The sequence below is a fragment of the Lysinibacillus sp. F12 genome, from assembly GCF_057773605.1.
Genome location: NZ_JBYMLP010000002.1, coordinates 327,757 through 342,410 on the forward strand (window position 1 = coordinate 327,757; position 14,654 = coordinate 342,410).

The window sequence follows — 14,654 nt, forward strand, 5'->3', positions numbered from 1 at the left end:
CTAAATTTTTAAAATAATAGCTTTGATAACCAACACTTGTTTAAAAATGTTAATCTATTATAAAAAAGGGTGATCATTTGTCAAAAAACTCCTATAAATATTTAAAATATATAGCGTTATTTATTCTCATAATTCAAGCCCTATATTTAGGAATTCCAGATTCTGTTGAGCCTGTGTTGGTTTATGAGTACATTCTATTTTTCGGATTCGCTTATTTATTTGCTATTCTTCAAGATTTTTTTAATCCAAGTGAAAAAACCGCTATATTATTACGTGTAGCCCTTATCATCAGTTCAATTATCATGGCTATTATATCCATCTATTATAAAGAAATGTTCACGATTATTTTTTCTATAATAATGACCATTGGGATAAGTTTCTCATTACATTTAGCAATCAAACATAAGCAAAAGGATTAAATACTCTTTGCTTGTTTTTCTAAACCAATGGTACGAATATGTTGTTTTTGTTAAGTAATTAATATTGTTGCCAATTCAAAACGGATTGTACTGTTTGCTGTGCAGGTCTTTTAAAAAGGATTTGCAACCAAACTAACACCTAAATTTTAATAAAAGGTGAGACAATGAGAGAAAATTTAATTTCTAATCTATTACTTTTATTTGGCACGTTTGTTTTACTAGGGGCCTTCGCTTATCGGTTATTGATTACTTCTGATATACCCGTTTCATATACAATTGATGAAGCCATGATTCTACATGTACTCCTATTTAGTTCCACACTGTTATTTGTGTATGGCTCAATTATTGGCTCTCAAAATGCCATTCGCTACACTCTAATAGCTGTATTAATGCTATTTACGATGCTGAACACCTTTCTTTTCGATACCGATGCTGAATATTTTGGCGCTTCTTATGCTCAAATAGCCATAGCATTTATCATGCACCCATTATTAGTTATATTAGTGAATATTTTTATGCAATTAAAAACAAGATGAACCGATTGAGGCTGGTCTTGTTAACATAACAGATACAGAGTCAAGCAAGTTCTTTTTCATAATAAGCAACTTATTATTCCATGAAAAAAAGGATAGATTTTCTTCATCTATCCTTTCCTTTTAATCCGTACTACCTTACTCTTCTTTTCTCACCTGATAATGCATTTGGACCATTTGACCGTATCGCTTTGTCTCGAGTAGCTTTAAATCTTCAAATGGACGCGGTTGTTTAAATAATGGAATACCTGCCCCTAATAAATGCGGGGTAATGGTGATAATCCATTCATCAACCAACTGCTCCTGTAAAAAAGCATCCAATATATGAGCTCCACCGACCATCCAAATTTTTGCGCCTGATTGTTGTTTTAATTTCTTAGTGAACGCCACAACATCCCCTTGGACAAATTCCACATGCTCATCTTTCCCTGTTTGAGATTTGGTGAACACATAACATTTCTTATCAGGATAAGGGAATGTATCGAGATGCTCTTTGACATAATCATATGTTCGTTTCCCCATAATAATCGTATCGATGGTTTGATACATATCAGCATAGCCATTATCCCCTTCCCCCTCTGTTTCTTCCAGCCATTGTAAGTCATCATTTTCTTTAGCTATAAACCCATCTAAACTTATTCCGATAAATACCACTATTTCTCGTGACATCATGTCAGCTCCTCTTCTTTTGAAAATCTTTCGTACAATGTATATACTAAACATAAAACATGACAACTATTGACATGATTAATTAAAAAAGGTGAAAGAATATGTCCAAGGCTAAACGATTAATTGATATTTTGTTATTTGTCAGCGCTAAAAAGCAATTTACAGCCCAGGAAATTGCCGATGCCTTCAACATTTCTGTAAGAACAGTGCATCGTTACCTGTTAGATTTAAGTGATATGGGGCTGCCAATTTACGCAGAGCAAGGAAGAAATGGTGGATATACAGTGCTTTCAAGTGCCATTCTTCCCCCTATTTTATTTACAGAGGAAGAAGCGGTTGCTATTTTCTTTGCGTTCCAATCTCTGCAATATTATCGTGATTTACCATTTAATACGGAAATGAAGTCTGTTTCACAAAAACTATATGAATCGTTACAGAAAGAGGCGCAAAAAAAGGTAGATAGTCTGCAATCCTATATTGCCTTTTGGAATCCTAAACGCGCTATTTCTACACCTCTATTATCAGACGTATTAGAAGCGGTTATTAACCATTTACAATTAGACATTCAATATGAATCAAAATCAGGCATCACAACTAAGCATGTCCATCCTATTGGCGTGTATGCGCATGATGGCTTGTGGTATATGCCTGCTATTCATTTACAAACAGAGAAAATCCTTCTATTTCGAGTTGATCGCATTCATTCAATGAATAAAAGCGATAAAGGCTATGAGACATCTGTTCATTTACAGCAATGGCTAGAGAGTCCCCATGAACCTCAGCAGCCAATACGCTTGTATGTCGAATTAACAAGAGAAGGTGTACGACAATGCAGAAGTGAGCCAAATTTCGAGAAGGTGGTGGTTGGTCATAGTGATGGAACTGGCTATATCAATACAATGATTGACCAAGGAGAGATTCACTTTATTAGCCCCTTTTTTTATCGCCTAGGTCCGGATGCGATTGTCAAAGAACCACCTGAATTAATTCAGCTTTTGCGTCAACATGCTCATGCTATATTAGCGACATACCTTATAGAAAGCTAATTCCAAATATGACGATTTTGTAAGATTCACGTAACATTCTTCGTTACTAATTTTTAGGAAACGACCTTATACTTGGTTGTAAGGAGGAGATGACGTTGCAACCAACCGACAACAACAAACGTATTGATACTTTAGATTATTTAAGAGGGTTTGCCTTACTTGGCATTATTTTAGTGAATATCCCTGCATTGATGTGGATTGCACCACCACAAATAGCTAGTGATATTGCCTATAGTCGATTTCTCACGCTTTTTATAGAGGGTAAATTTTTTATTATTTTTTCTTTTTTATTTGGCATAGGATTTTATCTTTTTCTTTCGCGTGCAATGGCTAGAAATGATAGAGCCTATGTATTATTTAGTCGCAGACTTTTACTATTATTATTAATGGGGCTTATCCATTTCTATTTTCAACCAGGAGAAGCATTAACTGTCTATGCCATCTTTGGTTTTTTAGCCTTACCTTTTTATAAAGTACGGAAAGAAATCAATTTAATAGTTGGGATCATTCTATTAGCCCTGTCAGCTTATTTTGGGATAAAGATCCTCATGCCTTTCCCACTAATTTTGCTAGGTTTAACTGCTGGACAATACCGCCTATTTGAAAACATCTCTGTACATCGAAAAAAAATAATGCTAGTGACGATTGTAATGTTCTGTGTTAGCATAGTTAGCTGGCTTTATCAGTGGCACTATGTCCCTACAGCCAATGTTAATATCAATCATTTATCCAAAATTCAACTGGAAGAGCATATTACTAATATGGAGCAATTTGCGTTAATTGGACTACAGTTTAGCCCATTTGTTTCCGCTTTTTACATGGGGGTTATTATCCTATGTTTACAAAGTGTATTATTCCAACGACTATTATCACCATTAAAGGCGTATGGACGCATGGCCCTAACAAATTATTTAGGGCAAACTGCACTCATTTTAATAATCGGTCATACATTTCAACTAATTGGGCAAATTCGATTCCTCGAGTCACTATGGATTTGTCTAGGTATTTACGTTTTACAATTAATCTTCAGTAAGCTATGGTTACACTATTTCCGCTTCGGACCACTGGAGTGGCTGTGGCGAATGGGGACCTATTGGACAGTCCCTCCCCTTAGAAAAAGAAAAGATTTTTAGCCAAGGATATATACCTATCAGCATAAAGCAAAACGTCATATATTGGTAATGTACCCTACTCGCTTTCCATCTTTGCTCATATCTTCAGGAAGATACACATCCCCATTTTTTTTGGTCACTTATTGAAAAATAAGTGACCTTTTTTGGCTGCTAGTCACCATGGTTCTGCACCTGTCTCTTACAGCATGCATACTATACATATAATACCCTTTTTTGCAGGGAGGATTTTATGAAAAATAACAAAGGCTATCGGAATAGTGAAGGAGCTGAGTCAGTGAGTCAAGCTGCTAAGCTGGCTGTTATTGCGGGAGCCATCACAACACTTGGTGATGCACTAGCGACCATTGCAGCAGGTCTTGCCTTGGAAGATGAGTTACAAGAGAACCAAGGTAAAAATAATGATATTGATAAACTGCAAAAGCAAATTGACGATTTAAATTATGAAATGAAGCAATTAAAAAGAATGCTTCGGTAAAATGTAGCCATGAACGTAAAAAAAACGACAATATTCAAAGGATATTGTCGTCTCAGACTGTAGACAAACTCAAAAAATTTGAGAGTTTGCTTACAGTCTTTTTTCTTTTACAATGAAATAAAGTAAAGCTGTTGATTTCCACTACGGGCGGACGCTTTCCGCGGGCGGGGTCGAGCTGCTTCCCTCGCTTCGCTCAGTCCAGGATCTCGACTTTCCCGCTTTTCCCGCAGGAGTCGCCGCCCTTCGTTCCCATCAACTTCTACATAAAGTACTTACTTTTATCTACATAGGGTGTTGAAAAGTAAATTCTCCATGCAGAACATTTATTTATCGATTCCACGCATGTGAAAGCGAGTGCGAATAAACGGAAGGATGATAAAAAGGTTGTGCGAAAAGAAACACGGGCTTATGAAGAGAAGCTTCAATTAGAGGTAAATATGGATCGTGAGGAACACGGAAAAAAGCCCTTTCCCCTGAAGAAGTTTGAAAAGGAAGAATGGAAAGAAATAAAGGAAAGTACGACAGATCCTGAAAGTGGCTATTACGTGAAGGATGAACGTACGAAACAGCTTGCCTATTCTTTCCATGCAGGCGATGCTTACTTTTGCTGCCATTAATTTAAAGAAACTAGCTACTTGGACATGGCAGACAGCTTAAGAGAGCATCTATGCTCGAAGAGGATGTTGGATACAGCAATGATATACCAAATATTGAATATGAAAGAGAAAGAAAAATGACAAAAGCCATCGAGAATGAACTTCTCGACGGCTTTTGTCTACAGTCTGAAACGACAATATTCAAAGGATATATTCGTTTTTAAATTTTACAATGAAATAAAGTTAAGCAAGCAATCTTCACGGTGGATGGTCTGTTTTCGGTGGCGGAATAGCCCTTCCTTCCAACTGTCTTCGTAAAATGAACTTTTAAGGGTATAAACGATAATGACAAATCATCAAATCATTTAGCAGCCCAAATATCAAGCTCTATTTTAATCTCTGGCAAACCTAGTGCTGATACATAGGCTATGGTCATTGATGGATAGGAATCGCCAAACATACCTTGCCATTGCTCGTCGAAATAATCCCAATCTATTTCCTCTGTAGCCCAAATATTGACCTTTACAATGTGAGAGGCATCAATTCCCTCTGAAGCTAAAATCGTTTCAATATGATAAAAGGTATTTGTTATTTGTTCCTCTAATGTCTGTGGTAATTGATCATCTTGGTCCAAACCAATTTGACCAGAAAAAACATACATTGTTGCATCTTTTGGAATAATTGTGACATGACTATATTTCCCTACAGGCTTTGGTGCCTGTATTGGGTTTTTACGCACTAGTTTTGATTTCATGTTGAATCTCCTTTAGGTTCTTTTTTTCTAAAAAAGTGCAGACTTATCCCTTGTTCAACTATTCTAGAAAAAAACAGCAGTGGAGAATCCAATGCCCATGCTTAAAAAACGGATAGATCTTTTTTTCATAAGCTTTCTCCCCTTTACCTAAAGTTATTGCCATATTACCATTTCTATCCCTCTTTTTCAATTTATAACTGAAATTATTAAGAATTTTCTTTTTAAGACTCTGAGGCAATTAACTATTTAAACATAGCGAATCTAACATATACTTAATAGTGTAAAGCTAAATTAGCCTTACACCTCCGAAATTGTTACTAGGGTTACTCCATCCCAAGTGGCCCTTCCTTTTTTCACAATTAAAACTAGGTACTCTCTTTGTGGAGTACCTAGTTTTTTGGTTATTATGCGTGTTCATTCACAGAATACCATATCATCCTCTACAATTTTTCAACAAACTTCCAATAGGTGCCGTAAGCATAAACCATGATTGAAGTGCGCTTATATGTACTGGCATGATATTCTTTTCTTTTTACATCAAGTAAGGTATACAATTTACAAAATAAGTAAATGATATGTTTTGTAAGGGGGGAATCGCTATGAACACTAATGTGACTAAACCCTAAACCCTTTATTCCATCCCCAAGTTCATAGCGATTACCGTTCTAAAAAATTCAGGTCTCATTCGAGTACCTGTTTTTTTTCATCGTTTTTTATAGTTTTTAGGGCATTATCATTTACTACGTGTCGGATGTCCATTGATATAATTTATACTGTCTTTCATTTCTTCTAATAATTTTGTTTGTCTTTTTAGTTGCCTAATCGTACTAATAGCAAACCAAATTATAAAAATAATCGGAATTATGTAAAACAACAGTCCTACTATCGAAAATAAACTAAATATAATATCTCCATTATTATAATTATTCAAATCCTAAACCTCCTGTCTTTAAACAAGATTGTAGCATACTAGATTTCAATTTGGTATTAAAATGGAAAATGTCAATGTGTTATAACGATTATTCTTTGCAGGCTACTCACTTTTCCCACAGAAAACGAGTAGCCCTCTTCTACAAAGAATTAACCTGAAATAAGACGTTTTTCTTTTAATGATCCCACTTGACCAAGAATTAGGGCTCCGAACATTTGTATAATCGTCTTCACTATAATTTGTCCTACAATAGCGGCAGGTACTGCTTCCCAAGGCAATATATTAGCTCCAAGTGGACTCAATCCAATGACTACAAAGATTGCAGAATCCAAAAACCCTCCCACGATTCCACTGTAAAGCACTCGCCAAGCCATTGGTAATTTCAGTCGACTATAGATTTCTGTATCAGCTGTTTCAGCCACAACAAATGAGACAGCCGATGCTACCACAATTAAAAGTGTATCCCCGAGTATGAATGACACTACTGCTGATAAAATTAAAGCTGTAACGATAAAGAAATATGTCTTTGTTCTACCATATTTATTTTGCACAAGGTCCCTGAAAATAAAGGTCGCCCCTATTAAAAGCGTCCCCATTGGAACAATAAACATCCCAAACTGTAATGGCGCAAATGCTGCTGTTACCACATTAGCGATGATAATCGATAATAAATAAAATAAAATTCTCATTCTGGTACTCCTCTAATACATTTATAGACATTTCGTAATGGCACACTATACACCTCTTTTATTTCCCCATACAAGAGTGTGCAACTGTGGCAATACTTTAACATCCTTTAATTCTTCATCTTTCAACACGCTATCAATCAGTGCATGATATTTATCTAGTAAATTTTTCATTAATCGCGAATTGTCATTCGTTGTGAGATCATCATTGCCGACTTGAAGATAAAAGGGGATAGTTGGAAATTGATGGTGAATTTGTTTAGCAAAATCGTAATCCTCTTGAGTAAAAACGACTATTTTTAGAGAAATATGGTGATGACTATTTCGCAATCTAAGTTTTCCAAAAATATCCACCAACACTGAATACTCTGTTGTCATACCTGAACTAGGCGCCTTGGGAGAAATGGTCAATTCATCAATGTCGTACATCCAGTTCTGCCACCTACTTCCTTGTGTTTCCACCGCAACCTTTATGTTGTTTTCTTTTAAAATGGCAATAAGCGCCTCTAAATTAGCATAAAGTGCAGGATTGCCGCCTGAAATCGTAACATATGAAAAGCCATTACCCCCAAGACGCTTCAACTCTGCCCAAATCTCTTCCGCTGTCATTTGAACAATAAGATGCTTTCCGCTACCGTCCCACGTAAACGACGAATCACACCACGAACAAGAATAATCACAGCCAGCCGTTCTTACAAACATGGTCTTTTGGCCCACTACCATTCCCTCGCCTTGAATTGTCGGTCCAAAGATCTCGATAACAGGTATCTTACTCAACTTCCATCCACTCCCGTCTCGCTTCTGCATAGCTTGTTGGAGTTTCATATAGTCTGATAAATTCTACACGCGCACCATTATTTCTTTGCTCATCACGCAAGGCCACTACCATGGTATCGTAAATCCAAACAACTATATTTTCTGCTGTAGTATTCATAGGTGGAAGCGTTTCGTTTAAATAACGGTGATCCAGATGAATCTCAATTTTTTGTTTCCATATTCTTTTGATATCACCAAAATCAATCATCAAGCCGCGTTCATCTGTATATCCACTAAGTCCCAATACAACACGATAAGTATGGCCATGTAGGTTTTTACATTTGCCCTCATAATGATGTAAATGATGAGCAGCATCGAAGGTAAATTCTTTGCTTACAAGCACACGCTTAGCATGATAGTTCAATTGATTACTTTGGATATCTACCCCTATTTTTTGGAGCTTATCGACGATTTTAAAATCTGACATGCTTAAAACTCCTTCCTATAGCTTAGATACTCATCAAGCCCTTTTTTTCGCAGTTTACATGCGGGGCATTCCCCACAACCATCTGCGATTACTCCGTTATAGCAAGTCAATGTTCTTTCCCGAACAAATTCTAGAGCCCCAAACTGATCGGCAAGCTCCCATGTCTGCGCTTTATTGAGCCACATTAACGGTGTATCAATCACAAAGGAATTATCCATCGATAAATTTAACGTTACATTCAAGGACTTAATAAAAACATCTCGGCAATCCGGATATCCACTGAAATCCGTTTCACATACACCAGTTACAATATGCTTGGCTCCTATTTGACTTGCTAAAACACCAGCGAATGAAAGAAAAAGAAGGTTTCGTCCAGGTACAAATGTCGATGGAAGCTCACCATTTTGACCGTCTTCCACTTTAATGTCTTGTCGTGTCAATGCATTCGGAGCAAGCTGATTTAAGAGGGTCATATCAAGTATGTGATGCTTAATACCAAGCTCCTCTGCTATCTGTTCCGCACATTCAATTTCAAGGCGATGTCTTTGTCCATAATTAAAAGTCACGGCCTCAATCTCTGCAAAACGTTCTTTTGCCCAAAACAGACAAGTTGTACTATCCTGACCTCCACTAAATACAACAATTGCTTTCTCCTGCTTCATCTATAAAAACTCCCTTTGATGGAAAAAACAGCACGCTAAGAAAAGGTGCTGCTTTCTCCTTAGTTTTTTTAAGAGGGTAGCTAAAAACCTCTTTTTTGATTGGACTAACTAATTTCTCGTTATCGATTATCAATTTTTTCTGGATAAAGGTCATGGTTCATTAAACGGTAATTTGCGATTTCTTCATATTTAGTCTCTGGCTTCCCATAGTTACACCACGGATCGATTGAAATCCCCCCACGTGGCGTAAACTTCCCCCAAACCTCGATATATCGAGGGTCAAGCAATGTAATTAAGTCATTCATAATGATGTTAACGCAATCTTCATGGAAATCACCGTGATTTCTAAAACTGAATAAATACAACTTTAGTGATTTACTCTCTACAATTTTTTTGTCTGGAATATACGAGATGTACATCGTTGCAAAATCAGGTTGATTGGTAAGCGGGCATAAACTAGTGAACTCTGGACAATTAAACTTAACGAAATAATCGCGATTGGAATGAAGATTATCTACTGCCTCCAATACCTCAGGTGCATATTCAAATGAATAGTTCGTTCCTTGATTACCTAATAATGTTAAATCCTTTAGTCCTTCTTCATGACTTCGACCAGACATAAAAAAACCTCCTTGTAAAATGTTTCCCAACACTTTCAAGAGAGGCTTTACCAATTCATCTATTAAAACATACGTCTAAACATAAAAAAGCCACGTCCGATATGGACATGGCAAATTGTCATGTTTCCATAGTTTTTTATAGAGGGTATCAGCTATGAACCTCTCCCGATCAAGTTCGGGCATTCTTTTCCTCCATATAATACGAAAAATAGTACGAAACGTCAAATAGATTTTTTCATACAAAATCCCTGAATTGCTTCTTCTGAAATTACACTGTCATTCTAGGCTATATTTTAGCAGCTCATAAAATCTTAGCTGGGCATAGTTTCATTACTATTCGTAAAAAATAAAACCTGAGTGTAGTATTACTTAAATCCTATAATCCACTCTAAAGTAATACTATTATAGTCGGTTAGAAGTGACCTTTCTCAGCTCTATTAGCGCAAAATTAGCTAGATAATGCTCCCTTAAAATGAAAAAGCTCCTAACATATTTTCAAACTGAAATAAATCAACTACAATGGACAAATGGTAGAAATTCTAAAATCTACCCAATTACCTTAATTTATACAAATTTACTGTGAAGGAGCACGAACATGAAAAAGAAGTTTTTATCCTTACTCATGACCGTCATAATGGTCCTGTCCGTAAGTGTAGCGGTGTATGCTGATGAAAAGTCACCACCTGCGACAAGAGGAGAAATTGTTAAAACCTTGTTGATAGCTGCAGATACCTATCAACCAGGACTAAATAAGGAGGCAATTATACAAGGCTCTAAAAACAAAGATTTACGAGAAAATGAGCCAGCGAAGAAAGTTGAAGCTTTAGTTATGTTGAGCAGAGCATTCGGCGAATTGCCAAAGCCTGTTGGAAATGATCTTCGCAGTGGCACATTTGGAGTTGAGTATACTGATGTACCTACATGGGCTAAGAAAGATATCGATAAACTGACTAAAGCAGGCATACTGACAGGCAACCCTGACGGTACATTAGGAGCAAATGAAGAAATTACTATCGATGAATTCCAAAACCTGATTGCCAGAATATGGACACTTAAAGGTTCCCATTTAAACGATGATTTTTATGAAGCCATCAATAAGGAATGGTTAAATAAATCGACTATTCCAGTCGGAGAAATCATGGGCGGCGGATTTTCTGAGCTTCAAAAACAGAATACTGATAAAATCGAAAAGATAATAGATGAGCTCTCTGGCAAACAATTTGCAAAAGGATCAAAAGAGCAGAAAATTGCCGATTTCTATTCGACAGCATTGGATACAAACAATAGAAATAAACAAGGAATTGAGCCCATTCAAACATATGTAAAAGCAATTGATGAAGCTAAAACTCTTGCTGAACTTGTGCAAGCAGATCTTCATTTGGAGAAAGAATTAGGTATAAGCTCACTATTCAGCTTTGCCATTATGAACGATGCAAAGAATAGCAGTGAAAATGCTTTGTATTACACTGGGTTAGCTACTGGTTTGGATAAGAACAGTTTTGTAACTGAAGACTCTAACGCGAAAAAAGCCTATATTCAGTATATGACCAGACTATTAGTACTATCGGGCGAAAAAGAATCTACGGCAATTGCTCTAGCAGAGAAAATTTATGAAATGGAAAAAAGCTTAGCTTCCGTATCACTTGACCCTCATGAACAAGGCGACGTTAAGAAATACTATAACCCTTATACAATCGAGCAATTTAACAGCATGTTCAAAACAGTAGATATGAAACAAGTTTTAAATTCGATGAAAGTTGACAGTGTTGATAAAGTCATCGTATTTGATGTGAAGCTGGCGCAAAAAGGCGCGGAGCTCTTGAATGAAAAGAATCTTAATGTGCTGAAAGCTTACTCTAAATTGCAGCTCCTTATGGCAACTGGCGGTCTGTTGTCAGATGAATTCGGAGATGCTGCTAATGAGTTTTCTGCAACGTTATATGGAGTTTCAGGCGTAAAAACAGATAAGGAAATCGCAATAGCTAAGACAACTAGCACAATGAGCGGATACTTGGAGCAACTGTTCGCCGAAGAACATTTTTCACCAAAAGCTAAAAAAGATGTTGAACAAATGGTAGATAAGTTAATTGCTACGTATGAGGAAAGAATCAAATCCCTTGATTGGATGTCAGAAACAACAAAAGCTAAAGCAATTAAAAAGCTGGATACAATGATTGTTAAAATCGGTTACCCAGATAAGTGGGATACGACATTAGATAAAGTAACTATCAAGACATATGACGAAGGTGGTTCGCTATTTTCTAATACCTTCACAGTAACCAAAGCATACATTGATAACACAAAAGCTAAGCTAGGAAAACCAGTAGATAGAACGGCATGGGTAACGAGTGTCTATACCGTTAATGCTTTTTACAATCCTCTTAATAACGAAATTACGTTCCCTGCTGGTATTCTTCAAGCGCCTTTTTATGATATTAACGCTAAACCTGAAGAAAATTATGGTGCCATTGGCATGATTATTGGTCATGAAATCAGCCATGCATTTGATAACAATGGATCTGCATACGACGAAAATGGAAATGCAAATAACTGGTGGACAGAAGAAGACTTTAAGAAATTCGAAGAGAAAAACCAAAAGCTGATTGAGTTTTATAATGCCATTGAGATTATTCCTGGTGTTTTGAATGACGGTCAGCTTACATTAAGCGAGAATGGCGCTGATTTAGGTGGAATGGCGGCTTCACTGCAGGTTGTCTCTCAAATGAGTAATCCAGATTTTAAAGCATATTTCGAAAGTAATGCAAAAATGTGGAAATCCACAACAACAAAAGAATTTGCAGCAATTTTGAGCAAAAATGATGTACATTCATCCAATAAAGTTCGGGTAAACCGCACGATTGTAAACTTCCAGGAATTCTATGACACCTATGGAATTAAGCCTGGAGATGGCATGTATGTAGCTCCGAAAGATCGAGTTTCCATCTGGTAAACAGCTAATTCAATAGCTCTTACATCCCTATAAAAAAGTTAAGTGACTGTCTAGAGAAAGAGTATGGCGCTTTACTAAGATTGTTGCTGTTAAAACAAAAAGGCAGATTTAATCTATACATTTAGATTAAATTCTGTCTTTTGTTTCAATATTTCATGCATTAAATTTATCCATATTAGCAACCTTATCATTTTGGCTTACCTACTAAAACAAACGAGTAAAAGTTTCTCTAAATATTACCTATCATCACTTCATGTACTTTAAGGGGATAAAAAAACATCTTTCACCCAAACTAATGGTGGAGGTGAGATGATGATGGGTAATAATAAACATAAAAATAATAAAACGCAAGACAACAAAAAACAACAGAATCAAAATCAAAATGCTAACAGAGAGCGTAAAAACAGAGAAGAGTTCGCAGAGGAAATAGATTTCAGTCAAATTATAAATGAAAAGAATAAATAATTAATGTGGAACGTAGCCCCAATATCCTTTTAAAAAGCTGTATATTGGGGCTTTTTGTATTTCCTTAAACGAACCCCCTTCTATTGGCTATTTATACATTACCTAGATAGCTTCGTGTTATATTCTGAAGAACAATTTGTCCATTCTTACTGTATTTTTCGAATAACCCCGACAGGAGAAAAATGAAATTTTCATATTCGTCGTCGTGTTTTTTTGGAGCATACGAAGCTGATAAATTCCTTCCCAAGAAATCCTCATAATTAAAAATCAAATCATTTTGATACTTTATAAGCTCATACTTTCCATCCTTAAAAAAGCTGTTAAAAATTGCTGGAGTATCTTCCATTCCACCGCTAAATCCTTTGAAATTCGAACAGGTCTTTTGGCAAATTGCTGCATTCTCTTGAATAATTGGACTAGTTAAATCTCTACTATTCCACACAAGAGCAACATTTGCATTTTGTTTTAATATCCGTTGACATTCCATTTTAAAAGCTTTTTTATCAAACCAATGAAATGCCTGTGCCACAGTTACTAAATCAATACTATTGCCTTTTAATGTGGTATGTTCAGCAGTTCCTTTTATTGATTTAAAACGAGAATGGAAGCTTAAAGACTCCTCAGCCATCTTTCTCATGTCGTCATTTGGCTCCACACCAATAACATTCATCCCTTTTTCAAGTAACTGACGGCTCAATATCCCCGTACCTGAACCAATATCTGCCACCGTCTGTTCTCCTTTAAGTTGGTTTGCTGAAAACAAATAATCAATATATTCATTAGGGTAACTAGGGCGATATTTCGCATATATTTCGGCCTTGTCCGTAAAATTTTCAGTTGTTTTCACTGTACACCCTTCCTCCCCACACTATTTTCTTTAATGTTTTGATAATGAGATAAGGATCATACCTTACCAAAATTCATTATCACTCACACTTTATTAGCCCTCCGAAGCTTCAACACTTTTACAAACCATTAATACATTTCCTTCTAAATCTTTGAACACAAAATAAAAATCATCCTGTATTTCTGTTAAAAGTTCAACATGATTGTCTTTCATAAATTGATAAGAAGCTTGGATATCGTCCGTCACAAACTGAATGGATGGAACTTGGTAGGTGGCAATATCTCCATCCTCTTTTCTCCACATTGGCATAGCATCTAAAATCAACCCAGCCGTTCCTTCCATGGGTGCCACGAATAAATGCCCAAAATGTTCTTCTCCCCCCTCCAAACCAAATATTTTCCTGTACCATTCTATTGCCTTCTCTAAGTTACGAACTGGAACAAACACAGCACCCACTCTGTTTTTAATTGGGGTACTATTGTTAGAAATAATCATTCATACACTCTCCTTCCAATCAAGCATTCCATATACTTTAGAATTCTACCTCACCCTACTATTCACCTTTATTAGTTATCTATTACAACATCACTATCACAGCAAAAAAAAGCGTTAATCGATGGAGGAT

At 36.3% G+C, this 14,654-nt stretch carries 16 protein-coding genes, 1 pseudogene and 2 riboswitches; of the genes and pseudogenes, 8 read left to right on the forward strand and 9 right to left on the reverse strand.

Annotated elements, in window-relative coordinates; all coding sequences use genetic code 11:
* Nucleotides 1-77: 77 nt before the first annotated feature.
* Together AC3CH7_RS08600 and AC3CH7_RS08605 are read left to right on the forward strand one after the other, a co-directional pair.
* A complete protein-coding gene (locus AC3CH7_RS08600) occupies nucleotides 78-419 on the forward strand; it encodes a hypothetical protein (protein WP_488381686.1) in 342 nt (113 codons plus the stop codon).
* Between the two features lie 164 nt (nucleotides 420-583).
* Nucleotides 584-955 carry a hypothetical protein gene (locus AC3CH7_RS08605; protein ID WP_488381687.1) on the forward strand — a complete coding sequence of 124 codons (372 nt, stop codon included), beginning with the start codon at nucleotides 584-586 and terminating at the stop codon, nucleotides 953-955.
* A 135-nt stretch (nucleotides 956-1,090) separates the two neighbouring features.
* On the opposite strand, the gene AC3CH7_RS08610 is transcribed toward AC3CH7_RS08605, so the two are convergent.
* Nucleotides 1,091-1,621 carry a dihydrofolate reductase family protein gene (locus AC3CH7_RS08610; RefSeq protein ID WP_036166404.1) on the reverse strand — a complete coding sequence of 177 codons (531 nt, stop codon included), beginning with the start codon at nucleotides 1,619-1,621 and terminating at the stop codon, nucleotides 1,091-1,093.
* Nucleotides 1,622-1,722: 101 nt separating this feature from the next.
* Here AC3CH7_RS08610 and AC3CH7_RS08615 point away from each other — a divergent pair, with 101 nt between their 5' ends.
* The 4 genes and pseudogenes from AC3CH7_RS08615 to AC3CH7_RS08630 all read left to right on the forward strand — a co-directional run.
* Nucleotides 1,723-2,667, forward strand: coding sequence for a helix-turn-helix transcriptional regulator (locus AC3CH7_RS08615; protein ID WP_488381688.1), 945 nt, complete (start codon nucleotides 1,723-1,725; stop codon nucleotides 2,665-2,667).
* An 89-nt stretch (nucleotides 2,668-2,756) separates the two neighbouring features.
* Nucleotides 2,757-3,800, forward strand: coding sequence for a DUF418 domain-containing protein (locus tag AC3CH7_RS08620; RefSeq protein WP_488381689.1), 1,044 nt, complete (start codon nucleotides 2,757-2,759; stop codon nucleotides 3,798-3,800).
* Nucleotides 3,801-4,029: 229 nt separating this feature from the next.
* Complete coding sequence (locus AC3CH7_RS08625; protein WP_012294680.1) at nucleotides 4,030-4,275, forward strand: hypothetical protein; 246 nt, start codon at nucleotides 4,030-4,032, stop codon at nucleotides 4,273-4,275.
* A 305-nt stretch (nucleotides 4,276-4,580) separates the two neighbouring features.
* Nucleotides 4,581-4,865: pseudogene (locus AC3CH7_RS08630) on the forward strand (IS5/IS1182 family transposase); the annotation flags it as partial.
* Between the two features lie 367 nt (nucleotides 4,866-5,232).
* Here the strand turns inward: AC3CH7_RS08630 and AC3CH7_RS08635 are convergent.
* From AC3CH7_RS08635 to queF, 6 genes are all read right to left on the reverse strand, one after another.
* Nucleotides 5,233-5,625, reverse strand: coding sequence for a RidA family protein (locus AC3CH7_RS08635; RefSeq protein WP_012294682.1), 393 nt, complete (start codon nucleotides 5,623-5,625; stop codon nucleotides 5,233-5,235).
* Between the two features lie 1,080 nt (nucleotides 5,626-6,705).
* A complete protein-coding gene (locus AC3CH7_RS08640; protein WP_012294683.1) occupies nucleotides 6,706-7,245 on the reverse strand; it encodes a VUT family protein in 540 nt (179 codons plus the stop codon).
* A gap of 45 nt (nucleotides 7,246-7,290) precedes the next feature.
* On the reverse strand, nucleotides 7,291-8,019 hold the full coding sequence (queE, locus tag AC3CH7_RS08645) for a 7-carboxy-7-deazaguanine synthase QueE (RefSeq protein ID WP_036161829.1): 729 nt from the start codon (nucleotides 8,017-8,019) through the stop codon (nucleotides 7,291-7,293).
* Nucleotides 8,012-8,485: a 6-carboxytetrahydropterin synthase QueD gene (queD, locus tag AC3CH7_RS08650; RefSeq protein ID WP_012294685.1), complete on the reverse strand. Its 474-nt coding sequence runs from the start codon at nucleotides 8,483-8,485 to the stop codon at nucleotides 8,012-8,014. Before queD ends, queE begins: the two co-directional genes overlap by 8 nt.
* 2 nt (nucleotides 8,486-8,487) lie before the next feature.
* Nucleotides 8,488-9,147 (reverse strand): 7-cyano-7-deazaguanine synthase QueC, encoded by a 660-nt coding sequence (gene queC / locus AC3CH7_RS08655; RefSeq protein WP_012294686.1) that lies wholly within the window; start codon nucleotides 9,145-9,147, stop codon nucleotides 8,488-8,490.
* Nucleotides 9,148-9,200: 53 nt separating this feature from the next.
* Nucleotides 9,201-9,244: riboswitch (PreQ1 riboswitch) on the reverse strand.
* Nucleotides 9,245-9,266: 22 nt separating this feature from the next.
* Complete coding sequence (gene queF, locus AC3CH7_RS08660; RefSeq protein WP_031418567.1) at nucleotides 9,267-9,767, reverse strand: preQ(1) synthase; 501 nt, start codon at nucleotides 9,765-9,767, stop codon at nucleotides 9,267-9,269.
* Between the two features lie 122 nt (nucleotides 9,768-9,889).
* Nucleotides 9,890-9,936, reverse strand: a riboswitch (PreQ1 riboswitch).
* A 426-nt stretch (nucleotides 9,937-10,362) separates the two neighbouring features.
* On the opposite strand from queF, the gene AC3CH7_RS08665 reads away from it, so the two are divergent.
* On the forward strand, nucleotides 10,363-12,717 hold the full coding sequence (locus AC3CH7_RS08665) for a M13-type metalloendopeptidase (RefSeq protein WP_012294688.1): 2,355 nt from the start codon (nucleotides 10,363-10,365) through the stop codon (nucleotides 12,715-12,717).
* A 312-nt stretch (nucleotides 12,718-13,029) separates the two neighbouring features.
* Nucleotides 13,030-13,182: a hypothetical protein gene (locus tag AC3CH7_RS08670; RefSeq protein ID WP_155729468.1), complete on the forward strand. Its 153-nt coding sequence runs from the start codon at nucleotides 13,030-13,032 to the stop codon at nucleotides 13,180-13,182.
* Nucleotides 13,183-13,273: 91 nt separating this feature from the next.
* Here AC3CH7_RS08670 and AC3CH7_RS08675 read toward each other — a convergent pair whose 3' ends face one another.
* Together AC3CH7_RS08675 and AC3CH7_RS08680 are read right to left on the reverse strand one after the other, a co-directional pair.
* Nucleotides 13,274-14,029: a class I SAM-dependent methyltransferase gene (locus AC3CH7_RS08675; RefSeq protein WP_012294690.1), complete on the reverse strand. Its 756-nt coding sequence runs from the start codon at nucleotides 14,027-14,029 to the stop codon at nucleotides 13,274-13,276.
* Nucleotides 14,030-14,122: 93 nt separating this feature from the next.
* Complete coding sequence (locus AC3CH7_RS08680; RefSeq protein ID WP_036161832.1) at nucleotides 14,123-14,524, reverse strand: VOC family protein; 402 nt, start codon at nucleotides 14,522-14,524, stop codon at nucleotides 14,123-14,125.
* Between the last annotated feature and the right edge of the window lie 130 nt (nucleotides 14,525-14,654).